This window comes from Bradyrhizobium sp. RD5-C2 (assembly GCF_019972155.1).
In the GTDB taxonomy this organism is placed as follows: domain Bacteria; phylum Pseudomonadota; class Alphaproteobacteria; order Rhizobiales; family Xanthobacteraceae; genus Bradyrhizobium.
On record NZ_BOVL01000057.1, the window covers coordinates 39,038 to 61,300 of the forward strand.

At 64.8% G+C, this 22,263-nt stretch carries 21 protein-coding genes; 8 read left to right on the forward strand and 13 right to left on the reverse strand.

Features of this window, described 5'->3' with window-relative positions:
* Position 1 precedes the first annotated feature (1 nt).
* On the forward strand, positions 2-1,294 hold the full coding sequence (locus tag BraRD5C2_RS36395; protein ID WP_223976756.1) for an NAD(P)/FAD-dependent oxidoreductase: 1,293 nt from the start codon (positions 2-4) through the stop codon (positions 1,292-1,294).
* 6 nt (positions 1,295-1,300) lie between these two features.
* Here BraRD5C2_RS36395 and BraRD5C2_RS36400 read toward each other — a convergent pair whose 3' ends face one another.
* Entirely contained in the window at positions 1,301-2,272 is a 972-nt protein-coding gene (locus BraRD5C2_RS36400; protein ID WP_223976759.1) for an alpha/beta hydrolase family protein, read from the reverse strand.
* A 20-nt stretch (positions 2,273-2,292) separates the two neighbouring features.
* The gene (locus BraRD5C2_RS36405) at positions 2,293-2,685 is read right to left on the reverse strand and encodes a PaaI family thioesterase (protein WP_374708092.1); all 393 of its coding nucleotides are present in this window, start codon (positions 2,683-2,685) and stop codon (positions 2,293-2,295) included.
* 270 nt (positions 2,686-2,955) lie between these two features.
* On the opposite strand from BraRD5C2_RS36405, the gene BraRD5C2_RS36410 reads away from it, so the two are divergent.
* The gene (locus tag BraRD5C2_RS36410; RefSeq protein WP_223976765.1) at positions 2,956-4,179 is read left to right on the forward strand and encodes a GAF domain-containing sensor histidine kinase; all 1,224 of its coding nucleotides are present in this window, start codon (positions 2,956-2,958) and stop codon (positions 4,177-4,179) included.
* A gap of 262 nt (positions 4,180-4,441) precedes the next feature.
* Here BraRD5C2_RS36410 and BraRD5C2_RS36415 read toward each other — a convergent pair whose 3' ends face one another.
* Positions 4,442-5,296: an enoyl-CoA hydratase-related protein gene (locus BraRD5C2_RS36415; RefSeq protein ID WP_223976768.1), complete on the reverse strand. Its 855-nt coding sequence runs from the start codon at positions 5,294-5,296 to the stop codon at positions 4,442-4,444.
* Positions 5,297-5,341: 45 nt separating this feature from the next.
* Entirely contained in the window at positions 5,342-6,931 is a 1,590-nt protein-coding gene (locus BraRD5C2_RS36420; protein WP_223976771.1) for a gamma-glutamyltransferase, read from the reverse strand.
* A gap of 101 nt (positions 6,932-7,032) precedes the next feature.
* Between BraRD5C2_RS36420 and BraRD5C2_RS36425 the strand changes: the two genes are divergently transcribed.
* Positions 7,033-7,806: an enoyl-CoA hydratase-related protein gene (locus BraRD5C2_RS36425; RefSeq protein WP_223976774.1), complete on the forward strand. Its 774-nt coding sequence runs from the start codon at positions 7,033-7,035 to the stop codon at positions 7,804-7,806.
* An 18-nt stretch (positions 7,807-7,824) separates the two neighbouring features.
* Here the strand turns inward: BraRD5C2_RS36425 and BraRD5C2_RS36430 are convergent, their stop codons facing one another.
* Complete coding sequence (locus BraRD5C2_RS36430; RefSeq protein ID WP_223976776.1) at positions 7,825-8,838, reverse strand: zinc-dependent alcohol dehydrogenase family protein; 1,014 nt, start codon at positions 8,836-8,838, stop codon at positions 7,825-7,827.
* 212 nt (positions 8,839-9,050) lie between these two features.
* On the opposite strand from BraRD5C2_RS36430, the gene BraRD5C2_RS36435 reads away from it, so the two are divergent.
* Positions 9,051-9,917 carry a DUF2066 domain-containing protein gene (locus BraRD5C2_RS36435; RefSeq protein WP_223976778.1) on the forward strand — a complete coding sequence of 289 codons (867 nt, stop codon included), beginning with the start codon at positions 9,051-9,053 and terminating at the stop codon, positions 9,915-9,917.
* A 7-nt stretch (positions 9,918-9,924) separates the two neighbouring features.
* Here the strand turns inward: BraRD5C2_RS36435 and BraRD5C2_RS36440 are convergent, their stop codons facing one another.
* The 8 genes from BraRD5C2_RS36440 to BraRD5C2_RS36475 all read right to left on the reverse strand — a co-directional run bounded on the left by BraRD5C2_RS36440 (position 9,925) and on the right by BraRD5C2_RS36475 (position 16,797).
* Positions 9,925-10,878, reverse strand: coding sequence for a helix-turn-helix domain-containing protein (locus BraRD5C2_RS36440; RefSeq protein ID WP_223977035.1), 954 nt, complete (start codon positions 10,876-10,878; stop codon positions 9,925-9,927).
* A 225-nt stretch (positions 10,879-11,103) separates the two neighbouring features.
* On the reverse strand, positions 11,104-11,385 hold the full coding sequence (locus BraRD5C2_RS36445; RefSeq protein WP_223976780.1) for a hypothetical protein: 282 nt from the start codon (positions 11,383-11,385) through the stop codon (positions 11,104-11,106).
* A 146-nt stretch (positions 11,386-11,531) separates the two neighbouring features.
* Positions 11,532-12,044: a MarR family winged helix-turn-helix transcriptional regulator gene (locus BraRD5C2_RS36450; RefSeq protein ID WP_223976782.1), complete on the reverse strand. Its 513-nt coding sequence runs from the start codon at positions 12,042-12,044 to the stop codon at positions 11,532-11,534.
* Positions 12,045-12,115: 71 nt separating this feature from the next.
* Positions 12,116-13,429, reverse strand: coding sequence for an MFS transporter (locus tag BraRD5C2_RS36455; RefSeq protein WP_223976784.1), 1,314 nt, complete (start codon positions 13,427-13,429; stop codon positions 12,116-12,118).
* A gap of 37 nt (positions 13,430-13,466) precedes the next feature.
* Positions 13,467-13,790, reverse strand: coding sequence for a non-heme iron oxygenase ferredoxin subunit (locus BraRD5C2_RS36460; protein ID WP_223976786.1), 324 nt, complete (start codon positions 13,788-13,790; stop codon positions 13,467-13,469).
* 8 nt (positions 13,791-13,798) lie between these two features.
* On the reverse strand, positions 13,799-14,314 hold the full coding sequence (locus BraRD5C2_RS36465; protein WP_223976788.1) for an aromatic-ring-hydroxylating dioxygenase subunit beta: 516 nt from the start codon (positions 14,312-14,314) through the stop codon (positions 13,799-13,801).
* On the reverse strand, positions 14,314-15,687 hold the full coding sequence (locus BraRD5C2_RS36470; protein WP_223976790.1) for an aromatic ring-hydroxylating oxygenase subunit alpha: 1,374 nt from the start codon (positions 15,685-15,687) through the stop codon (positions 14,314-14,316). Before BraRD5C2_RS36470 ends, BraRD5C2_RS36465 begins: the two co-directional genes overlap by 1 nt.
* Positions 15,688-15,900: 213 nt before the next feature.
* Entirely contained in the window at positions 15,901-16,797 is an 897-nt protein-coding gene (locus tag BraRD5C2_RS36475; protein WP_223976792.1) for a LysR family transcriptional regulator, read from the reverse strand.
* A gap of 109 nt (positions 16,798-16,906) precedes the next feature.
* On the opposite strand from BraRD5C2_RS36475, the gene BraRD5C2_RS36480 reads away from it, so the two are divergent.
* From BraRD5C2_RS36480 to BraRD5C2_RS36495, 4 genes are read left to right on the forward strand one after another with little or no spacing between them, the layout of a single operon-like run.
* Positions 16,907-18,526, forward strand: a complete 1,620-nt coding sequence (locus tag BraRD5C2_RS36480; RefSeq protein ID WP_223976794.1) for an FAD-dependent monooxygenase — start codon at positions 16,907-16,909, stop codon at positions 18,524-18,526.
* Positions 18,527-18,537: 11 nt separating this feature from the next.
* Entirely contained in the window at positions 18,538-19,329 is a 792-nt protein-coding gene (locus BraRD5C2_RS36485; protein WP_223976796.1) for an alpha/beta fold hydrolase, read from the forward strand.
* 18 nt (positions 19,330-19,347) lie between these two features.
* Positions 19,348-20,766: an MFS transporter gene (locus BraRD5C2_RS36490; protein ID WP_223976798.1), complete on the forward strand. Its 1,419-nt coding sequence runs from the start codon at positions 19,348-19,350 to the stop codon at positions 20,764-20,766.
* A gap of 18 nt (positions 20,767-20,784) precedes the next feature.
* Positions 20,785-21,975, forward strand: coding sequence for a M24 family metallopeptidase (locus BraRD5C2_RS36495; RefSeq protein WP_223976800.1), 1,191 nt, complete (start codon positions 20,785-20,787; stop codon positions 21,973-21,975).
* The last annotated feature ends 288 nt before the right edge of the window (positions 21,976-22,263 follow it).

Consider the following 22,263-nt stretch of genomic DNA (forward strand, 5'->3'; position numbering starts at 1 on the left):
AATGAACGCGCCCACCCGCCTTCCGCTGCCACCGAGTCTCTACGCCGACACTGCGGTGGAGGCGACGCCGACGCCGCCGCTGACGTCAGACAAGAGCGTGCCGGTCGCGATCATCGGCGGCGGTTTCACCGGCTTGTCGACTGCGTTGCATCTTGCCGAGCAGGGCGTGCTTGCGACCGTGCTGGAGGCGCAGGAGCCGGGCTGGGGCGCCTCCGGCAACAATGGCGGTCAGACCAATCCCGGGTTGAAGCACGACCCCGACCAGATCGAAGCGGATTTCGGCGCCGATCTCGGCCGCCGCATGATCGAATTCTCCTACGGCACCACCAATTTCACGCACGACCTGATCCGCCGCTACCAGATTCCCTGCGAGGCGCGGCAGAACGGCACGCTGCGCGCCGCCTACAATGAGGCCAGCGCGGCGGCGATCGAGACCACAGCCAAGCAGTGCATCCGGCGCGGCATGCCGGTGAAACTGCTCAACGCCGCCGAGATGCGCGAGATGACCGGCAGCGACCGTTACCTCTGTGCGATGCTGGATGCGCGCGGCGGCGACCTGCATCCGCTGAGTTACGCGCGCGGCCTGGCGCGCGCCGCGATCGGGGCCGGCGTCGCCGTCCATGGCGAGACGCCGGCGCTGTCGTTGCGCCGTGACGGCGGAAGCTGGCGGATCGAGACCCCGCGCGCGGTCGTGCATGCCGACAAGGTGCTGCTCGCGACCAATGGCTTTACCGATGATCTGTGGCCCGCGCTCCGCCGCACCATCGTGCCGGTGTTCTCCTCGATCGCGGCGACCGCGCCGCTGTCCGAGGAGGTCGCGCGTTCGATCATGCCGGGCCGTCCGGTGCTCTACGAAAGCGGCCATATCACGGTCTATTATCGCATCGACCAGCACAACCGGCTGCTGATGGGCGGCCGCGGCCCGATGCGCTGGATCAGCAAGCCGACCGACGTCGCCTATCTGATCCGCTACGCCGAGCGGCTGTGGCCGCAGCTCAAAGGCGTTAGCTGGACCCATGGCTGGAACAGCCGCCTCGCCATCACCACCGATCATTATCCGCATGTCCATGCGCCCGCGGAGAATCTATTGATCTCGCTCGGCTGCAACGGCCGCGGCGTCGCGCTCTCGACCGCGATGGGCGCACAGCTCGCCAGCCGCCTGATCGAAGGCCCCAAGGCCGAGATCGACATGCCCGTGACGGGCATCAAGCCGATCCCGATGCACGCCTTCTGGCGCGTCGGCGTCACCACGGCCGTGCTGACCGGGCGGGTCAGGGACAAGCTCGGGGTCTAGCTGCCGCTATCGCGTTCCGGCTTCGCCAAGGTGCGTTCTGAAGAACGCGATGGCGGCGGCGTGGAAGCGCTGATGAAACGCGACGCGGTCGAAGCCCGGCGCGTCGGTGCAGATGGCGGCCATCTTCGCTGTCTCCGCCGGCGTGCAGGTCGCGAGGAAGGAGAAGTGCTTCGCATCCTTAACCAGGTGAAATTCCGGTTTGGACGGAAGCCTGTCGTTGATGGCGGCGGCACAGCAGCCGGAGAGACCATCGCCATTCTGCGCGGGGTCCGAGCTCCACAATTGAACGGGGATCGTCACGGCTTTCAGGTTCTCGGCGGCAAAGAACAGCACAGGAAAGGGATCGACGATGATCGCTGCCTTGATCCGCGGATCATGGACGACCGGTCCGCTTGGTATTTCTCCGCCGTCGAGCTCCTTGCAGGCCCGCAGGCTCGATGTCTGGCAGTTCGGCAGGCCCTTGCGGAGATCGGGCTCGCCGCCAATCGCCGCGAGGCCCGTATAGCCGCCCCAGGAGAAACCATAGAGACCGATGCGTCCGGCATCGATGTGAACCGCATCGGGCCAGCCTTGAAGCGCGTAGTCGGTCGCGCGCTTGATGTCGGCGGGCCGCTCGACCGTGACGGCAAGGCTGTCGGTGCCGCTGGTGTCGCGCTCGGTATCGGTTGGATGATTGATCGTCACGACGATGAAACCGGCATCCGCCAGCGCTGCGGCCGTGTCATGGTGGCCGCCGAGCCAGCCACGCCGGCCATGCGAGATCACGATCAGCGGCAGCTTGTCTCCCGCGATCGGGCAGTCGTTGACGCCGAAGAACGTTCTGCCGCCGCGGGCGTCGATCTCGTGCGGGGGTTCGGCGCAGGGGTGCCAGGCGACCCCTCTGATCGCAGGTCCGTCGGGACCGGCGGGAACGTCGAAGTGCCGCAGTCCAGCCGCGTGCGCCGCAGAGGCCGCAAGCAGCAACAGGGCTGACAACAAGAAGGGAGCACAACGCATGGCTATCGCTTGTCCAGAATCCGCAATTCGGCCGTGGCGCTGGCAACCGTCACATTGTCAGCGTCAATCAGATCGGCCTCGACGATCATGTCGCGGTCGGTCTGCGAGACGACCTTGGCCTTGGCCGTGATCGGCCCGACGCGCGCCGGCTTGTGAAACCGCGTGGTGAGGGTTCTGGTCACCACGGTCCTGGTGGACGGGAGCGCAGCGAGGGCGCCGAGACCCGTGGCCGAATCCAGCATCGCGGCGAGGAAGCCGCCCTGGATCGTTCCGTGCCGGTTGGTGAAGAGAGGCTGCCCCGCGAAGCGGATCGAGGCGATTTCGCCGTCGAATCCCAGCCACTCGCGTCCAAGGAGCTGGGCGCCGGGCGGCACGTCTGCGTTTGCATCGCTCAAGCCGGTCACCATTGTCCGTTGTTGCGTCGAAATGTATCAGCCCGTTTGCGTCCTGCAATGTCCTTCGGCGCCATCGCAAAAGCGTCAATCGCTGATTTATCTGCCGCGTCCGAGCGATCCGAGCCTGGGAAATCGCGGAACCATCTTTGATGTGGACAGCGGTCGAAATTTCGGGCCATCCTGAGATCATTGACGATCCGCATTGTGCGTGACCCATGATCGGGCTTTTTTGCTCCCGGTGTTTGCGTGAGGTAAATCCGAATTCCCGATTTGATTGCCACGGACTTGGAAGGCTCGTCGGCCGCCGCGACGACAGAGCTCCCCGCTGACCTGAAGGCTGACATCCTGGCGATTAGCCGGATCGATGCAGTTCCGACCATCCTCGACGTCGTGTGCCGCAGCACAGGCATGGGCTTTGCCGCGGTAGCGAGGGTCACGGAAAGCCGCTGGATTGCCTGCGCAGTTCGGGACAACATCGCGTTCGGACTGAAGCCCGGTGGCGAGCTGAAGGTCGAGACCACGATCTGCGACGAAATCCGGGCGAGCGGACACGGCGTCGTCATCGACCACGTTGCCGATGATCCGGCGTTTCGCGACCACCACACGCCGGCGATGTACGGATTTCAAAGCTACATCTCGATTCCGATCGTGCTCGCCGACGGCACGTTTTTCGGGACGCTCTGCGCGATCGATCCGCACCCGGCGAAGGTGAACACGCCGGAAGTCGTCAACATGTTCAAATTGTTCGCGTCGCTGATCGCGTTTCATCTGCAGGCGCAGGAGCGGGTCGCGACCAGCGAGGCGGCGCTGCTAGGCCACCAGCAAGCGGACGAGCTCCGCGAGCAGTTTATCGCGGTGCTCGCGCACGATCTGCGCAATCCGCTCGCCTCGATCGACGCGGGCATGAGGTTGTTGCTGAAGGAGCCGCTCAACGAAAAGTCGATGACCTATGTCGGGTTGCTTCAGAACAGCGTAAAGCGCATGGCTACCCTGATCGACGACGTCCTGGACTTTGCGCGCGCCCGTCTGGGCGGCGGCTTCAAACTGAAGCGCAGCGCCGACGCGCAATTGCTGCCGGCGCTTGAGCAGGTCGTGAATGAATTGCGGGCAGCATGGCCCGATCGTGTGATCCAGACCGATTTCGCCATCAATCGCGGCATCAATTCGGATCCGGCCCGGATCGCGCAATTGCTGTCCAATTTGGTCGGCAATGCCCTGAAGCACGGCGATGGCAATTCGTCAGTCAGGGTGTCTGCGGCAACCGACAACGAGGGCTTCGAATTGTCGGTCGCCAATGGCGGGGCGCCGATCTCTCCGGCGGTGATCGAGAGGTTGTTCCAGCCCTTCTTTCGCGTTGCGCACCAGTCGACCTACGAAGGCCTGGGTTTGGGCCTCTACATCGCCGCGGAAATTGCGCGCGCCCACAACGGCAAGCTCGAGGTGACGTCCTCCGCTGCCGAGACACGGTTCACGTTTCGAATCCCGCGCTGCTGATCGGACTGTGCCCGCGCGTCGCGGGAATGCCTATATGTGACTCACCGGCCGTACCACATCTTCAGTGTCGTCCCGGCGAAGGCCGGGACCCATTACCCCAAATCTCAATCGTTGCGCGACGCTGGGGCCGCTATCCCATTCATCACCGCGCGCGGTGGTTATGGGTCCTGGCCTTCGCCGGGACGACGGTGGTGCGTGAGGTGCGACCGTGAGGTGCAGCGGCCGTCTCGAAGCGCGGCGGTCTCCGCGCCGCGATCTCCGATCATTCCGACGGCGACCACCACGGATACTGGCTCGGCATGTCCTGCGAGACCTTGCCCGAAAAGGCCGGCTTCCGCTTCTCGATGAAGGACTGCACGCCCTCGCGCACGTCGGCGTGGCCGCCGCGCTCGACCGACATCGGCTTGTCGATCGCAAGCAATTCGAATGGATCAGGCGCGCCGGCGAAGCGCCAGAGCATCTGGCGGGTCAGCGCGACCGACACGGCCGACGTCTCCGCCGTCATCTCGTGGGCGATCTGCCGCGCCCGCTCGAGCAAGGCATCCGGCTCGACCACCTCGCTGACGAGGCCGCCGGTCAGCGCCTCGTCCGCATCGAAGGTCCGGCCGGAGAGGCACCAGCGCAGCGACTGCGGCAGGCCGACGAGCTTTGGCAGGAACCACGCACTGCCGGCCTCCGGCACCAGCCCGCGGCGCGCGAAGATGAAGCCGATCTTGGCGCCGCGCGAGGCGATACGGATATCCATCGGCAAGGTCATGGTGATGCCGACGCCGACTGCAGCGCCGTTGATCGCGGCGATCGAGGGCTTTCGGCAGTTGAAGATCGCCTCGACGAAGCGGCCGCTGCGCTGGCCGGCGCTTGCGAACACGCCGGCGCCGTGGCTGCCCGATGTGTCAAAGCTGTTGGCGCCGCCGGAGACGTCGGCGCCGGCACAGAACCCACGGCCCGCGCCGGTGACGATGATCGCGCGGACGCTGTCATCTTCGTCGGCGCGCTGGAACGCGTCGGCGATCTCCGCGCCCATGGTGCCGGTGTAGGCATTGAGCTTGTCCGGGCGATTGAGCGTGACGATCATCAGGGAGCCGTCGATGTCGCACGTGATTTGCTCGTAGTTCATGACGGCCTCCCCGGGATGCTTGTTGTTATGTGCGCCGCAATCGATTCACCCCTCCGCGATTGCATCGCTCCACGGATGAAACGGCTCGGTGGCACCGCTGTTTGTGGTGCCGTCGCGCAGCACGATGCTGGGGCAGGCGAACTTCTTGGGCTGGGTCTGGATGCGGGCCTCCGCATAGTCGAAGCTGCCGCGCAGCACCTCACGCACAGCTTGCGGCAGGCGGACATCGCCGATCACGACATTGCCTTCGCTCGCGTCGATGCGTGGCTGATGGATCGCGGTGTCGAGATCCATGCCGAAGTCCATCACGAAGGAGAGCAGCTGCGACACCGCGGGCAGGATGCGGCGGCCGCCGGATGCACCGGCGGCAAGACGGCGGCCGTCGGCAGCCTCAGCCACCACGGGCGTGTAATTGGTCAGGCAGCGCTTGCCGGGTGCGAGCGAGTTCGGATTGCCTTGCGTCGGATCGAACCACATGATGCCGTTGTTCATGGTGAGGCCGGTGTTCGGCGTCACGAATTTGGAGCCGAAGGTCGACAGCAGCGTCTGCGTCACCGCGGCCATATTGCCGTCGCGGTCGACCGCGGAGAAATGCGTGGTGCAGGATGGCGCGATCGCCTCGGCGCCGAGCGCGCGGCGGCCGTCGACATCGCCCATGTCCTTCAGCCGCTCGCGATAGGCGGCCTGCAGCGCCTCGGCGTAGGCAGCATAGGTGGCCGCATCCGGGCCGCCCTGCGCGGGCGCGAGCGCCTTCTGCAGCAAGCCGAGCGTGCGCGCCATGGTCGGACCCGCGGTCAGCTCCGGCGTCGCGTAGACCGTGCCGCCGCGATAGGGGATCTTGAGCGGTTCGCGCAGATGGGCGCGGAAGGCAGCGAGATCGCGCACCGACAGTGCGCCACCAGCGGCCTGGATGTCGTCGGCGATGCTGCGCGCCAGATCGCCTTCGTAGAAATCGCGCGGGCCGGCCGCGGCAAGCTGCGCCATCGTCGCCTGCAGCCTATCCTGCGGCATGCGGACCACCGACTTGATGCCCCATTGCGCATTCGGCGGCAGGCCGTCCAGCAGATACGCCGCGGCGCTGGCCGGATAGCGCCGCAGATCCGCGGCGGAGCTAGCGACCATGTCGGTGGTCCACCAATCCACGAGCAGGCCTTCACCGGCGAGCTTGACGCTCGGTGCCAACAGGTCCTTCCACGGCATTTTGGCGTGGCGGAGATGCGCCTCTTCCATGCCGGCGACGACGCCGGGCACCGCGATCGAGCCCGGTCCGTGCAGATTGCGGTCGTCCTTGACCCGCGCCCAGGGGAACAGGTCGGAGGCCGCGCCGCCGGTCAGCGGATAGTCCTCGAGGCGCAGGCCGTCCGGCGCGCGCATGCCGTAGTCGATCACCTCGACGCGGTTCTCCTTGGCGCGGTACAGCACCATCGCGCCGCCGCCGCCGGCGCCGCTCATCCACGGCTCCAGCACGCCGAGGGCAAAGGTGGTTGCGATCACGGCGTCGACGCAATCGCCGCCCGCTGCCAATACCTCCGCGCCGACTTCGGCCGCCTTGCGCGACTGCGCGGCGACGATGCCGCCCTTGGCGCTGACGGCCGGCTTGCGGATCACTTGCGAGTTGGAGAACTGGTCGGACATGGCGTTGCTTTCGCTGTTCTTGTTGCGGGCGGGTCGCGTTGGCGTAGCATGCCAAGCATGGCACTGTCAGTGCAACAAGAACCAATTTCGGGGAGCGGAAAATGAGCAGTGTGAAGTGTGAGCGGGACGGCAAGGTCGGCATTCTGACGCTCAACGATCCCGCCAGCCTGAATGCCATGACGCCGGAACTGCTCGGCGATCTCGCGCGCGCCATCGGCGAGATGGGCGTCGAGCCCGGCATCCGTGCGCTGGTCTTGACCGGGGAGGGACGCGGCTTCTGCTCCGGGCAGAATCTCAAGGCGTTCAACTCGCTCGGCGACAACATCTATACCGGCGTGATGAAGCATTACTGGCCGGCGATGCAGGCCTTGCGCGAGTGCCGGATGCCGGTGGTGGTCGCCGTCAACGGCGTCGCGGCCGGCGGCGGCTTCAGCCTTGCGATGTCCGGCGACATCATCCTGGCCGCGCGCTCGGCAAGCTTCATCCAGGTGTTCAGCCGGATCGGCTTGGTGCCCGACCTCGGTTCGACCTGGCTCTTGCCGCGCCTGATCGGGCGCCAGCGCGCGCTTGAGCTGATGCTGCTGAACGAGCCGTTGTCGGCTGAGCGGGCCAAGGAGTGGGGATTGGTGCGCGACGTGGTCGATGACGCAAGGCTGCTCGACGAGGCGAAAGCACTCGCCGGCCGCCTCGCCGATGGCCCGACGCGCGCGCTGGTCGCGACGCGGCAGCTGCTCGAGGAGAGCGAGCACGCGAGCTACGCCGATCAGTTCCGCCACGAAATCGAGCTGCAGATGGTGATCCGCGAAAGCGCCGACGCGAAGGAAGGCCGTCAGGCCTTCGTCGAGAAGCGCAAGGCCCAGTTCACGGGGCGCTAGGCCTTGCTTGTGGGCAAATCAGCCGATCGCAATCGCGATCTTGCCGAAATGCGCGCCGCTCGCCATGTGGGCGAACGCGTCCTTGACCTGGTCGAGCGCGAACACCTTGTCGATCACCGGCTTGACGCCGTGCATGCTGATCCCGTCGCACAGCGCCTGCAGATCCTCGATCGAGCCGACGGTGACGCCCTGCAGCCGCTGCTGCTGCATCACCATCAGTGGCAGCCTTGTGTCGGAAGAAGCGGGACCGGCGAGCACGCCGATGAAGGCGATGGTGCCGCCGATTTTCGTCGCGCGGATCGACTCATTCAGCGTGCCGACGCCGCCGACCTCGACGACGAGGTCGACGCCGCGCCCGGTCAGCTCGCGCGCCTTCTTGCCCCAGTCGGGCGTGGTCTTGTAGTTGAGCGTGACATCGGCGCCGAGCTGCTTGAGCCGCACGATCTTGGCGTCGCTGGAGGAGGTCGCGATGACGCGGGCGCCGCACATCTTGGCAAATTGCAGCGCGAACAGCGACACGCCGCCGGTGCCCTGGGTCAGCACGGTCTTTCCCGGTTTGATGTCGCCGAGTTTGACCACCGCGCTCCATGCCGTGAGGCCGGCGCACGGCAGCGCTGCGGCTTCGATGTCGCTGAGATGGTCCGGCGTGCGCACCAGCGCGTGCGCCGGAAACACCCGGTATTCGGTCAGCACGCCGTCGACGCTGCCGCCGAGCGCCGCGCGCATCCGCGCCTCGCTGGGCTCGCCGCCGAGCCAGCTTTCGAAGAAGCTGCCGATCACGCGATCGCCGGGTGCGAAACTCCTGACCCCGGCGCCGACTGCCTCGACGACACCGGCGCCGTCGGAGACCGGCACCAGCGGAAACTTCTGCCTCGAACCGTAGCCGCCCTTGACCGTGAGCAGGTCGCGATAGTTCAGCGTCGCCGCCTTCAGCCGCACCAGCACCTCGCCGGGGCCGGCCTGTGGAACCGGTTTGTCGACCAGCGCAAGCGCATCGACGCCGCCGGGGCCTTGCAACTCATAGCATTTCACGGGGCGTCTCCTGCTGGCTGTTCTCGTCGATCTTCTTGTCTTGGGCAGCGCACCCGGCGCCGCCGCGCATTCACCCAGCATATGTCAGGCCTGCCACGCGTGGCCATAGCGTGCAGTGCGGCCGATGGAATGGCGCCCATGTCCGAACATGTTGGCGCTGCCAAAAAATACCGCCAATGTGCCGTTGATGAAGTGACCGAGCGGAGGTGACCATGGCTGCCTTGCTTGAGACGAAACCCAATCCGATCGCCACGTTCGCACGGGGTGTGGTCCGAACGCTGCTTGCCGCGGCATTGATCTGTTGCAGCGCTGCGATGGCGGCGGATGACAGCCTCTACCGCGCGCAGACCGTCGTCACCGGCCAGGGCGAGCCGAACCGCATCATCGGCTTCGGTGCATGTCTCGAGGACGTCCTGATCAAGGTGTCAGGTCAGCCGATGCTGGCGAGCGACCGCCGTCTCGCAGGCTTCAAATCCAGGGTCAGGGAGTTCGTCAGTAGTTTCGACTATCACGACCAGTATGCCGGCAAGCCGCATCATGACGAGCAGGGCACCCGCGACCGGCCTTACGACCTGACGGTGGCTTTCGACCAGAGCAAGATCGACGGCGTTCTCGCCGAGCTCGGCCTCAAGCCGTGGCGATCGCAGCGGCCGGCGCTCGGCGTGTTCGTCGAGATGCTGCACGGACCGAAGGACTTCATCGTCACATCGGACGGGACGCAGTCCGATCTGCAGCGCGATGCACTCGCGGCTGCCGCCGGCAAGCGCGGCATGCGCTTCGTGCTGCCTGATTCGGCTGCGCTGACGCGCGCCAAAGTCACGGCCGTCGGGCTCCTGAAGATGCAGCCCGCGCAGCTCAGTGCGATCGTGGCGCCGCAGGGCGGCGAGGCCATCCTGGTCGGGCAACTGGTCTGGGATGACAAGGATCTCGGCTGGGCCACGCAATGGCGGATGGCGTGGCGCGGCAAGGACTACACATGGCAGTTTCGCGGCGTCACCTTCGATGAGGCCTTCCGGCGCGGCGTCGGCGGCGCCGCGCTGGTGCTGTCGGGCAATGGCGATCCGGGACGATCGAAATGAGCTTGTTCTAGCCGGCGTAGCCGAGCGTCTGCGACGGGTACTCTCCGAACATCGCGCGGTAGTATTGCGAGAAGCGCCCGAGCTCGATGAAGCCCTGTTCGATCGCGACCTTGGAAACGGTGGTCTGCTCCGGCGTGCTTTCGCGCAGGATCGAACGGATCATGCAGAGCCGCTTGTAGCGCAGGAACGTCACCGGGCCGACGCCGAACACCTCGTGGAAGGCGCGGTGCAGGCTGCGTCGCGACAGCCGAAGCTCGGTGCAGATTTCCGAGACATGGACCGGGCGGGCGCCCGCGGCGTGCAGATAGTCCTCGACGTGGCGCACCAGCCTCATCGCCGACGGCAGATAGCTGGTTCCGTCTGACGGCAGCGATGTGATGGCCGTCGGCCTGACGCATTCGATGATCGCGCGCTTCCAGAACTCGGACGAGGAGTCCGACAGCGCGTCCGGATACCGGGCGAGATGCGCGACGATCTGCGGCAGTCTGGCCGCCCCGGCCATGCCGAGCGCGGGGTCGGCGCGAAAGTGGTTCTTTGCCTGCCAGGTTTCGGCATCGGCGAGCCGCGGCTCGCCGCCGAATATGTCGGGCAGATCGGCCATGTCGAAGCGAATGGCTGCATAGGACGAGGCCTTGTGAAAGACGCCGTCATGCTCGACCGACGGTGGGATCACCAGTACGTCGGCCGGCTGCATGTCGAATGCCCAATGCGTGACGCGATCCGTGGCGTTCAGCAGCATTCCGATGATCAGCTTGTTGTCGGCCGAAGTACGCTGGGTGCGGACCCCGACATTGAATGCGCCGATGCTGAGCGAAAAATCGCCGATCCCGACATGGGACAACGTTCCGCGCAGCTTGCCGCGCTCAAGCTGCATGACCTCGACATGCGAGCCTTTGACGGCGTCGTGGAGCCCCTCGAAGCCGTCAAGCTCGCCGCTGTGAACCGTCAGGTGCTGGCCCATATCCATGCGTCCCACGGCGGAATCGTGGGCGGGATTTTTGCCGGTTTTGCTCGGGAAGGCAACGTGGACGACGGCACGGAATTGATGGGTAGGGACGTCGTTTTGCCAGGACCGCGCGCCCTGGGGACAAGATTGGCACAAAGTGCATATCGCCCCCGCCGCATGGCGGGCAATCGGTTGATCTTAAAGCAAATTGCGCAGCCGCCAGGCGCTCTGCGCCGGTCGCTAGGCCGCCATCAGGTGCTCAAGCGCAACAGCCTGCTCGCGGGTCTGGAATGCGATGGCGGTGTGCGTGAAACCCGACGAGGCCTGGGTCTGCGCGATGTGGTTGAGAACTTCGGTGCCCTTGACCACGTGAAGGTCCATTCCGGGGCCGGCCGGGAAAATGCCGAGGACGACATCGTAGGCCTCGACGATGGCCTTCAGGGCGCTGCCCTTGTCTTCCGAGGCATCGATAAAGATACGAACATCCGCGGCGATACTACGAAGTTCGTCAAAGTCGATCACTGGAAGTCTCCTATACGCAACTCACTGATCGACCTTAGCTACAACTTGCTTACTGAAACATAAATTACGCCCGGTTCCTTCGTGCACTCACCGCACCGTGACTCGTATTTCGATCTGCGCATCGCCGCCTTCGCGGCCCGCCGCTTTCAGCCGCCGCTCGGCGATCGCCGCTTCGCAATGCGCTTGACCGGCGCATGGGCCGGCGCGGCATGTTCGGACGGATCGGCCATGTGAGGAATGCGGTGCTCGATGTGATCAACGACACGGAAGAAGGTGTCCAGCGTTCTGGCATCGAGGCCGGCCGTGAGGTTGCTGTGTCGGCGCAGGATTTCATCGAGGCTGCGGTCGAGCAGCGCCACGCCCTGCGCCGTCAGGCGGATCTCGCTCCGGTTCCGGGCGCTGCCTCGGACCGGGGTCAGCTCGATCAGCCCCTTATTCTTCAGCGACGTCGTCTCGCGGCTGACGACGGCCTTGTCGAGCTGCGCGTTGGTCCAGATGTCGTAGGCGCTGGCGGGCTCATGCTCCCTGAGAAAGGACAGCACCCGCCATTCCGCGAGCGAGACGCCGTAGGCTTGCGGGAAGAACGCATTGGCATTCGCGCGCAACTTCGCGACCAGGCTCGACAGCACCGTCGGCACATAGCGTTCGAAATCGATCACCAGCTCCGAACGTGCGTCCTCCTGCGGGGCGCGGCGCGCGTCAGCGACTTTGGTACGAGCAGTCCGGCTTTTCATTCTTTCACGAGTTGTGTGCGCGCGATCAAGACCAGGACCGCCGCGACGAGGAGAACGCCTGATACCACGAGGAAGCCGGTAGTGAAGCTGCCGGAGGCATCCTTGGCGCGTCCGATCACGATCGGGATCGTCGCACCTCCGATGCTGCCGATGGTACTGACCAGGCCGATCGCTCCCGGCGCGCTCTGCCGCGACATGTAGGACTGCGGAATGGTCCAGAACACGGCCTGCGTACCATAGACGCCGACATTGGCAACCATGAATCCGACGATGATCCAGACCGGCGATGTCGAAAAGGCTGCTATCGCGAAGCCCGCTGCCGCGATCACGAAGGTCGCCGCGGCATAGTAGAAGCGTTCACCGACGTGGTCCGAGTGCCGCGACAGTGCAATCATGCCGATCAGGCCGGCGATCGGCGGGATCGCGGTCACGAAGCCGACCTGCGAATTCGGCAGGCCGAACGATTTAATGATCTGGGGCAGCCAGGGAAACAGCGAAGCCAGCCCGCAGAACAGCCCGAAATTGCACAGGCCGAACAGCAGCACCATCGGCTTGGTGATGGTCCTGAGCACGCCCTCGGCATGCACCACCCCGGTCGCCTTGGCGTCGCGCTCCAGCGCACCGGTCAGCCAGTTGCGCTGCGCCGTCGACAGCCACGTCGCCTGCTGCGGGCGGTCGGTCAGGTAGAAGATGCCGACGATCCCCAGGATGATGGGCGGCACGCCTTCGAGGATGAACAGCCATTTCCAGCCCGAAATCCCGAACGTTCCGTTCAGTTCGAGGATGACGCCGGAGATCAGCGAGGCGAAGATATAGGAGATCGGCACCGCATAGTTGAACATCGCATTGTAGCGGGCGCGGTAGCTGAACGGAAACCAGAGGCTCAGCAGCAGCATGACGCCGGGAAACAGGCCGGACTCGGCAAAGCCGAGGAAGCCGCGGAATGCATAGAGGCTGAGCGGGCCTTGCGTGAAGGCCATCAGCACCGTGGCAATGCCCCACAGGATCGCGATCCGCGTCAGCGTGACGCGGGCGCCGTACCTGGCGAGGATCAGATTGCTTGGGATCTCGAAGATCGAATAGGTAAAATACATGATGCCGACCGCGATGCCGAACATCTCGGCATTGAGCCCGAGCTCCTTGTTCATCTGCAGCGCGGCAAAGGAGATATTGCCGCGGTCGAGAATGGCGAGAAAATACATCGCCATCACGAACCACATCAGGCGCAGCGCGACCTTGCGGATGGTGGTGCGTTCGATCTCCGGATCGGCGGTCACACTCACCGCCTTGTCCATCACGACTTCGGTCATCCCGGCTTCCCCCGATTCTTGATTTTTGATGGTGGCCTTATTCGGACACGCAGACTTCCAGCCGTTCGCCCGCCACGCGCACGGCATAGGTCCGGATATCGATCTCCACCGGACTGGTCAGCGCCTCGCCGGTCCTGATGTCGAAACGGCCCATATGCAGCGGGCACTCGATCTCGCATCCGTCCAGCATGCCGTCCGACAGCAGCGCCTCCGCATGGGTGCAGATATTGCTCGTGGCGTAGTACTCATTGCCGACGCGATAGAGCGCGATGTAGTGGCCGGCGATCTCGATGCCGTAGGGCTCGCCTTCGTTCAATGCGCCGAGCGTGGCAGCTTCGTGCCAGATTCCTTGATCCGTCATGTGTCTTCTCAAATGCTGTAGAAATCGAGCACGGTCGGAACGCGGTCATTGACCAGCGTGATGACCTTGCGCGCGATCTTCCAGGTCTCGCCTTCGCGCCTCAGCGTGTGCTGATAGCGCCCATGGCGCAGATGCTCCTTGGCGACACGCGGGTCGTAGACGTGCACCGAGAACACCGAGTGACAGATGATCTCATCAGGTCCGCTCTCGGACGCCTCCAGGTTCGAGATCTGGTGCACGGTGCGCGGCAACGGCAGCGCGGTGATCGATTTGCGCGACTCGATGCGAGCGATCCGCTCTTCCAGTCCGCGCCGTGCATCGTGGTAGAGCAGCGAGACCTGCGTATCGGGATCACTGGTCGTGGTGTATTCGTCGAGCCATCCCGGCACCCAGTAGACGGCGTCCTCGCTGTACATCGCGACCCAATCGGTCCATTCGCCGGTGTCGAGCAGGCGGGCCTCGCGGAAGATGACAGCGGCGGCGACCGCGTGAGCGTCGGCTTGTTCGATTGCGCTGCCAGCCATCACGCCGTCTCCCCCGCGGCGTGCTGCAACAGCCTGCGCCATTCACGATAGCCGGGGTGGAAATTCGTCTCGCCGCCGAAGCTGGTGGGGCCGAACGACCATTCGGACGCCGTTATGCCGAGCTCGCGCGTATGCGCGCTTTCGCCATGGCCGACCTCCGCGACGCCGCGCAGATAGCCTTGCGTGGGCGCGGCTGATGTCGCGTCGTAGCCGGTCTGGCAGAATTCATACATCACGTTGTCGTCGGAGCTCGCGAGCCCCGAGGCGTTGAAGAAATCTTCGTAGTTGCGAATCCGAAGCGTGCGCGCCGCAGCGCTTTCGCCGACCGGAGCCAGACAGTGCGACACCATCTCGGTCTTGTCCGGCGCCAGCGGCCGCCAGGTTCGTACCTGCGCCGACAGGATGTCGATCACCTGCAGGTTCGGAAAAATCGTGAGGTTGCGTTGCCGAAGCATCCACTTGGCGCGGGTGCTGCCGACGCGCTGCCGCACGGCATCGAGACGCGCCGGATCCATGCCGAGCGGACGGCCATAGAGTTGCGTCCGCTTGATCGACCAGTTGACGGCATGGCCATAGTCGAAGCTGAAGCTGCCTTGTCCTTCCTGTTCGCCTTCCGGCTCCGCCGTGAATCCGGCGTCCGGTCCGGCGGTGGCGTTGCGCTTCTTCAGGATATCGACGTAGGAGCTGTGGGTGGTCGCGAAATGATAATAGTCGAGACCATTCTCGAACTGCAGTTTCCAGTTTGCATCAAACGTGTAGGAGCTGGCGCCCGGCACGAACTCGACTTCACCGCTGTCGCTCTGATCGATGAGGAGGTCGAGGAAGGCGCGGGTGTCGCCGAGAAAATCTTCCAGTTGTGGAACGTCGGCAGAGAGGCTTGCGAACAGGAATCCGCGATACGAGCCGAGCCGGGCGACCGGGAGCAGGTCGTGATTCTGGTTCGAGAAGGAGGGCGGATACTGCCCGCTCGCTTCCTCGGTCACCGAGATGTTGCGGCCGCTCGAGTCGTAGGCCCAGCCATGATAGCGGCAGACATGGAATTTCTGCCGGCCCTGTTTGAAGGGGCAGACGACCGTGCCGCGATGCCGGCAGGTGTTGAGGAAGGCGCCGACCTTGCCCTCGGCGCTCCGCATCACCAGAATCGGATGCCGGCCGATATGGGTGGTGACGAAGTCGTTGGGCCGGGTGACCTGGGATTCCAGGCCGATGAAATTCCACGTGGCCTCGAAAATATGCCTGAGCTCGGCGTCGAACACGTCGGGATCGCTGAAGATCCGGCGATCGATCTGGAAGATGCGTTCGCTCGGGCGGTCGTCAATCAGCCGGGAAATCTCCCGCAGCCGTGCCGCGTGGTTCTGCGAAGCAGCGTTCATCACGTCCTCCCTACGACTTGCCGCCGGCTGCAAGGCGCGTTCCACGGCGGGAACAGCCGGCTTGATCGCCAATCTTGGAATGACTCTATAGTTGTCATGACAACTATGGTCAAGGCGATTGGTGGCCCGGAGCTGACGCGGTGAGACCGGGCCGTCGGGAACGGGTGGCGGGATGCCGCGAATGGAGCCCGCGCGTGCAGCGCGGAATCGTGCTCAGCTCTTGCGCGCCGGCGCGGTCAGGATAGTCCCGTCATCGATCAAAGCGCGGCAGATCTTCTTCAACGTTGCAATCGCTTCACGCGTTGCCCGGCTCACCGGCCGTCCGCGCGGCAATGCCAGGACGCGGTCGGCGCGCATCCACGGCAACAGCGCTGCCGCTAGCGTACCGGCAGCGACTTCCTGGTGAATGCCGGAGAACGGTAGCAATGCATAGCCGAGGCCCGATGCCACCATGCGCTTCATCGGCGTGCTGTTGTCGACCCGTACCGCGCAGAGCATGGTCGACGGGAACGGGTTGCGGCTGAGCGGGCCCACGGCGGATGGTAGGGCGTCGAATTCCTTGCGGGTCAGTCTGCCGCGCTTCAGCAACGGATCGCGCGCCGGTCCGATCAGGAACACCTGCTCGACCATGAGCAGTTCATAGTCGAGGTGATCGTTGGGGGGCGGCGTCGTCACGATCGCCAGATCGAGCTCGCCCCGTAGCAGCCGTTCGGATGCGTTTTCCGTCAAGCCTTCACTGAGCTCGAGCCGCACGCGTGGAAATTGCTTCACGAATGTCTGGGCCAGCGGCGGGTAGAGGATATCGCCGAGGCTTGGCGGCGCGCCGATCCGCACCGTACCGCTCGGCTCGCGATTTTCCGTGCGCACCTCGGCCTTGATGTCGTCGATCGTGCCGAGCAGCCAGCGCCCGCGCGCCAGCAGCACCTTGCCGGATTCCGTAACCGAGACTCCGCGCGCGCCGCGTTCGAGCAGGGCGCCGCCCAATTCGTCTTCGAGCTCCTTGACGTGGCGGCTGAGCGCCGACTGGGCGACGTTCAGCGTGCTCGCTGCGGCGGCAAAGCCGCCACGCTCGGCGACGGCAACGAAATAGCGGATTTGCCGCAGGTCCATGACGGGCGCTCCATCTCAATTCGAGATGGATACCATATCAAACATATTCTTGTGAGATACCAAAAAGAGAGCAGTCTCTCCCCAACGATCAAACGGAGGAGAGACGAGCATGGGCATCGCCACCGACGAGGCACGCCAGACGTCCGTATTCATCGCCGGCGGCGGGCCGGTCGGCCTTGCGATGTCGCTGCTGCTCGATCGCTTCGGCATCGACTGCGTCGTGTTCGAGAAGAGCCCGACGACGACGGATCATCCCAAGTCGCGCGGCTGCTGGGTCCGCACCATGGAGATCTTCCGGCAGTGGGGAATCGAGCAGGCGATCCGCGATCGCGGCCTGCAGGACAACTCCGATATGTTCGTGTTCCTCGATAGCATCGCGGGTCACGAGTTCGGCCGCACCCGTCCCGAGCCGAATGTCGGGCATACCCCTGCCTGGAAGAGCCTGGTCGCGCAGGACGCCGTCGAGGAGGAAATTCTGCGCGTGGTCGAGCAGTCAAAACACGCCACGGTCCTGTTCAATACGGCCTGTGAATCGTTCGAGGAGACCAACAACGGCGTCAACGTCACGACACGTTGCGAAAAGTCCGGTGAGGTGACGCAGTGGACGGCGACCTACCTGATCGCCGCCGATGGCGCGGGCAGCCAGACGCGGCGCAGCGCGGGGATCGAGATGGTCGGGCCCTCCACGCTGGCGGTGATGTCGAACGAGTATTGGCGGGCCGATCTGTCGCGGTTGCCGATCGCGCGTGAGGCCGCGGGCTTCATCATCGTCCCGGACAGGGCCGATCTGCCGCGCGCCGGCATCCTGAACACCAACGGCCGCGATCGCTGGCTCACCGTGACGCAAATCGGCCTGACCAAGGACGATCGCGAGCGGCCGTGGACCGACCAGGAGTTCATCGAGATCGCACGCGGCCATGTTGGCATCCCGGACCTCGACGTCACGCTTCTCAATCGTTCGATCTGGCGCGTCAGCATGCAGGTGGCCGAGACCTTTCGAAAGGGCCGGGTGTTTCTGGTCGGCGACTGCGCGCACCGCTTTCCACCCACCGGCGGCTTCGGCCTAAACTCCGGCGTTCAGGACGCGCATAATCTCGCCTGGAAGCTCGCCTTCGTGCTGAAGGGCCGTGCGGACGAAAAGCTGCTCGACAGCTATTCCAGCGAGCGCCGCCCGATCGCGCAATCCAATGCCAATTTCAGCTACGGCAATCGGCTGCGATTTGGGTTGACGGATGATGCCGTGCGATCGCGCAATCCGGACCGGATCAGGTTCTGGATCAACGATATGGACAATCACCTGCACAGCATCGGGCAGAACCTCGGACACAATTACGAGGAGGGCGCTGTCATTCCCGATGGCACGGTCGCGAAGGCGCTGAACTCTCGCTACTACACGCCGTCCGACCGTCCCGGCGCGCGCTTTCCGCATATGTGGCTGGAGCCTTCGCGCAAGAAATCCACGCTCGACTGGTTCGACAAGGAATTCACCGTCGTCACCGGTCCGCTCGGCAGCGAGTGGCTGGAGGCGGGGAAGCAGGTGTCGGAGAAGACCGGCCTGCCGCTCTCGCTCAAACAACTGCCGTCAGCCGACCCGGCAGACGGATTCCAGCTGGGTATGCGCGGCGCCGTGCTGGTGCGCCCCGATGGGCACGTGGCGTGGCGGATGCCGTGGGTGCCGTCGGATCCGGCGAAGGAATTGGCCGGCGCGCTTTCGACGTTGCTGCACTAGCGGAGGCTCCCATGCAATCGTTCGAATCTGGCGGCGTCGTCACGGCGTTTGAGAAAACCGGACGCGGCGAACCGATCGTGCTGCTGCATGGCGGCGAGGCCGATCATTCGATGTTCGACGGCCTTGCGCCCGCGCTGGCGGCGCATTTTACCGTGATCGCTTATGACCAGCGCGATTCCGGCGCCACCTGCAATCCGCCGTCGTCCTATTCGCTGGCCGACCTGGCTGATGATGCCGCGGCCTTGATCGGAGGGCTCGGTTACGATCGTGCCCATGTCTTCGGAACCTCGCTGGGCGGCCAGATCGCGCAAGTGCTGGCGGCCCGCCATCCCGGCCGCATCGATCGCCTGATCCTGAGCAGCACCTGGAAGGTCAACAGGAGCCCACTGGAGGTGAATGCGGATGTCTTCCGCACGCTCGCGTCGTTTCGCGCGGACGCCGCAGGCAACGCGCCGAGGATCGCGGAGTTCTTCTTTCCGCCTGAGTATCTGCGCGTTCGGCCCGAACTGATCGACATCTTTCGTGGCTCCAACCGCGACGACGGCCAGAAGGCACGACGCGGCGCCTTGCTCGCACAGCCTGTCGCCGCCGATCTGACCGGCTTTGATCGCCCGACGCTGCTGCTCGCGGGCGGCGACGACCGGCTGATCCCGAACGCGGAGACATTTGCGCTCGCCCGCGACCTTGCGCACGTCGAGACCAGGACCATCGCAGGCGTCGGCCATGTCGCGTCGATCCAGGCCCCCGAGCGGGTCGCGGAAGCGGTGGCGACATTTCTGAATTCAAAAAAGAAGGCGGCTTGACAACAACAGGGGGAGACCATGGCAGAGCAAGCGAGCGCAGTGCCGTTCGACGAAGCGCCGGTGACGACGCGCTATTGGCTATCGATCATCATCTTCGCCATCTCCGGCGTGGTGGATTTCTTCGATTTCTTCGTGGTCGGGTTTCTGGTCTCGGTGTTGGCGCCGAAATGGCACCTGACGTTCGGGCAGACCTCGATCATGCTGATGAGCGCCGGCATCGGGGCGATGCTGGGAGCATTCGCCGCGGGGGTCCTCGCCGATCGCTTCGGGCGCAAGCCGTTGGCGGTTGCCGGCGTTCTGCTGTGCGGCCTGACTTCCGGCGCGATCGCGTTCATTCCGGAAGACGGCTGGGTTGCATTTGCGATCCTGCGCTTTTTCGTCGGCTTCGGCCTTGCCGCGGGTGCGGCGGCGGCAGTTCCTGCCATCGTCGAGTTCGCACCGACCCGTCACCGCACGCTGGTCACGAGCCTCGTCGTCGTTCCAGTCGCCTTCGGCGTACTGTCGGCTTCGGTGACGGCGAGCTTCCTGTTGCCGCTGGTCGGCTGGCGCGGCCTGGCGGCGGTCGGCTTTCTGCCGATCATCCTCGCGGTTCTGACCATGATCATCATGCCGGAATCGCCACGCTGGCTGATCAGCAAGGGCCGCGTGCGCGAGGCGCAGGCGGCCATCCGAAAGCTCTACCGGGTCGGCGGCGAGTCATTTGTCCTGCCCACGCTGCCGCCAGCGAACCCGGCGACATTCGCCGATCTCTTTGCCGAGCAGCGGCGCTTCTGGTTGACGGTCCTGGTCTGGTTCGGCGCCAGCACAGCGAATTACGGCGTCTTCCTGTGGGGACCGACGATTGTGGCGCTACTGCTTGGCGTCGCGCCCCAGGATGCGGCGAAGATGTTCATCTATGTCAGCCTCGCCGGTGTCGTTGGCCGAACCGGCTTTGCCTTTCTCGCCAATCGGATCGGCCGCAAGCCGTGCGGCCAGTTGATGGGCTATGGCACCGCGGTATCGCTGGCGCTGGCGGCCTATTTTCACGCCGACTTTGCCGGCTCGGTCCCGTTGTTTCTGGTCTTCCTGATCATCGGCGCCGTGTTCTTCGACGGTGGATTTTCGAACATCGGGCCCTATCCCGCCGAGATCTTTCCGGTCCAGCTTTCGGGACGCGCGGTCGGCCTTGCCCAGCTCTCGAACGGGGTCGGCAAGATCGTAGGTCCCCTATGTCTCGCATTGATCGCCGGCGCGGATAATGTCGTGCATCCCAGCGCGACCGCAGCGGCGGTGATGCCGGCGTTTTTCTTTCTTGCTGGCGCGGGCCTCCTGATCGGCCTTGCCTTTACGTTCCTCGGCGTCGAGCCGCACGGCCGCCCGGTGGCTCTGTTTGGTGAAAACGCGGGCTCGAGCGCCGCACCGACGCCGCTGGCCGCAAAAGCGGCAGCGGGACAGTGAAAGACGGAAGGTTTTACCATGGACAATGCGCACGACGTGGTCGCAACAACGGCGCCGTTCGATACTGCAAAACTCGACCGGCTGATGGATGAGGCGGGGCTCGACGTCCTGATCGTCACCTCGCGTCACAACGTGCAGTACCTGCTCGGTGGATATCGTTTCTTCTTCTTCGACGTCATGGAGGCGATCGGCACCAGCCGCTATCTGCCGGTGTTCGTCTATCAGAAAGGACACCCTGAAAATTCCGCCTACATCGGCAACCGCATGGAAAAGTTCGAGCATGAGCTCGGACGGATATCGGCGCCTTCAGTCAAAGCGGGCGCGTGGGGAACGCTCGATGCGATCGGCCTCGCGATTGATCATGTGAAAAAGCTCGGGGGCGCCGCCAGGCGCGTCGGCATCGAGGCAGGCTTCCTGCCGGCCGACGCCAGGGATCATCTGCTTGCCGGGCTTGGCGACGTCGAGCTCCGCGAGGCCCATTTCACGCTGGAGCGGCTTCGCGCCGTCAAGTCTCCGGTCGAACTGGATCTCATCAGGGAGGCTTCGGAACGGGTCGTCGATGCGATGATGGCCACGTTCAAGGGCTGCACGCCGGGCATGACCAAGAACGATGTCGTCGCTCGTCTGCGCTGTGAGGAGCAGGAACGCGATCTTGTCTTCGAGTATTGCTTGATTGCCGCGGGCAAGAGCCATAACCGCGCGCCGTCGAACCAGCTTCTTGCGGAGGGCGACGTGATCTCGATCGATTCCGGCGGAAATTACCGGGGCTATATCGGCGACCTCAGCCGCATGGGACTTCTAGGTGAGCCCGACAACGAGCTCCGCGAGTTGCTGCAAGGAGTCGAGGAGATTCAGCAGGTGGCCCGACGCGCGATCCGGCCGGGCGCCATGGGCGGCGACATCATTGCGGCGGGCGAGGCAGCCGTCAAAGCCTCGCCGCATCGCGCCGTACTCGACTTCACCGCACACGGCATCGGGCTTGTCAGCCACGAAGCGCCGCGCCTCACCGCGAGCGGCCCGGTGCCTTACGCGCCGTATGATGCCGACCGGCCGCTCGAACGCGGGATGGTGATCTCGATCGAGACCGCGCTGCTGCATCCGGCGCGCGGCTACATCAAGCTGGAGGACACGCTGCTCGTCTCCGAGGTGGGCTGGGAAGCGCCCGGTGACCATGGCAGGGGATGGAATTCGTCGCGTCTCATGGCGTGAAGCGGTCACCGCCAAGGCGGCATTTTTTGGCTGGGTCACCGATTCAACTGCGGTGCTGGAGGCGCTCGTCGGTTGATTTCGGAATATTAGAAATATATTCCTGAGTTGCCCGACGTGTCAAGTGGTGCGGTCGACGCCGGCCGCCGCTGGCTACTTTGCATGGGGTTGTTTTCGATATTTTGGCAGCGCCCCCTGCGACGGCCCGGACGACTTCATATGCGCTCGGCCAGGCGATTGATCCGGCGGTCTTTGCTTCACGCGAGCCTCCGGCCATGCGATGCTTCGACC

Bases quoted from the DNA above. Each gene is read 5' to 3' on its own strand.
- BraRD5C2_RS36490 (WP_223976798.1), top strand. From the start codon at position 19,348: ATGGCAGAGCAAGCGAGCGCAGTGCCGTTCGACGAAGCGCCGGTGACG.
- BraRD5C2_RS36435 (WP_223976778.1), top strand. From the start codon at position 9,051: ATGGCTGCCTTGCTTGAGACGAAACCCAATCCGATCGCCACGTTCGCA.
- BraRD5C2_RS36455 (WP_223976784.1), bottom strand. From the start codon at position 13,429: ATGACCGAAGTCGTGATGGACAAGGCGGTGAGTGTGACCGCCGATCCG.
- BraRD5C2_RS36495 (WP_223976800.1), top strand. From the start codon at position 20,785: ATGGACAATGCGCACGACGTGGTCGCAACAACGGCGCCGTTCGATACT.
- BraRD5C2_RS36425 (WP_223976774.1), top strand. From the start codon at position 7,033: ATGAGCAGTGTGAAGTGTGAGCGGGACGGCAAGGTCGGCATTCTGACG.
- BraRD5C2_RS36440 (WP_223977035.1), bottom strand. From the start codon at position 10,878: ATGGGCCAGCACCTGACGGTTCACAGCGGCGAGCTTGACGGCTTCGAG.
- BraRD5C2_RS36420 (WP_223976771.1), bottom strand. From the start codon at position 6,931: ATGTCCGACCAGTTCTCCAACTCGCAAGTGATCCGCAAGCCGGCCGTC.
- BraRD5C2_RS36485 (WP_223976796.1), top strand. From the start codon at position 18,538: ATGCAATCGTTCGAATCTGGCGGCGTCGTCACGGCGTTTGAGAAAACC.
- BraRD5C2_RS36470 (WP_223976790.1), bottom strand. From the start codon at position 15,687: ATGAACGCTGCTTCGCAGAACCACGCGGCACGGCTGCGGGAGATTTCC.
- BraRD5C2_RS36460 (WP_223976786.1), bottom strand. From the start codon at position 13,790: ATGACGGATCAAGGAATCTGGCACGAAGCTGCCACGCTCGGCGCATTG.
- BraRD5C2_RS36480 (WP_223976794.1), top strand. From the start codon at position 16,907: ATGGGCATCGCCACCGACGAGGCACGCCAGACGTCCGTATTCATCGCC.
- BraRD5C2_RS36465 (WP_223976788.1), bottom strand. From the start codon at position 14,314: ATGGCTGGCAGCGCAATCGAACAAGCCGACGCTCACGCGGTCGCCGCC.
- BraRD5C2_RS36395 (WP_223976756.1), top strand. From the start codon at position 2: ATGAACGCGCCCACCCGCCTTCCGCTGCCACCGAGTCTCTACGCCGAC.
- BraRD5C2_RS36475 (WP_223976792.1), bottom strand. From the start codon at position 16,797: ATGGACCTGCGGCAAATCCGCTATTTCGTTGCCGTCGCCGAGCGTGGC.
- BraRD5C2_RS36415 (WP_223976768.1), bottom strand. From the start codon at position 5,296: ATGAACTACGAGCAAATCACGTGCGACATCGACGGCTCCCTGATGATC.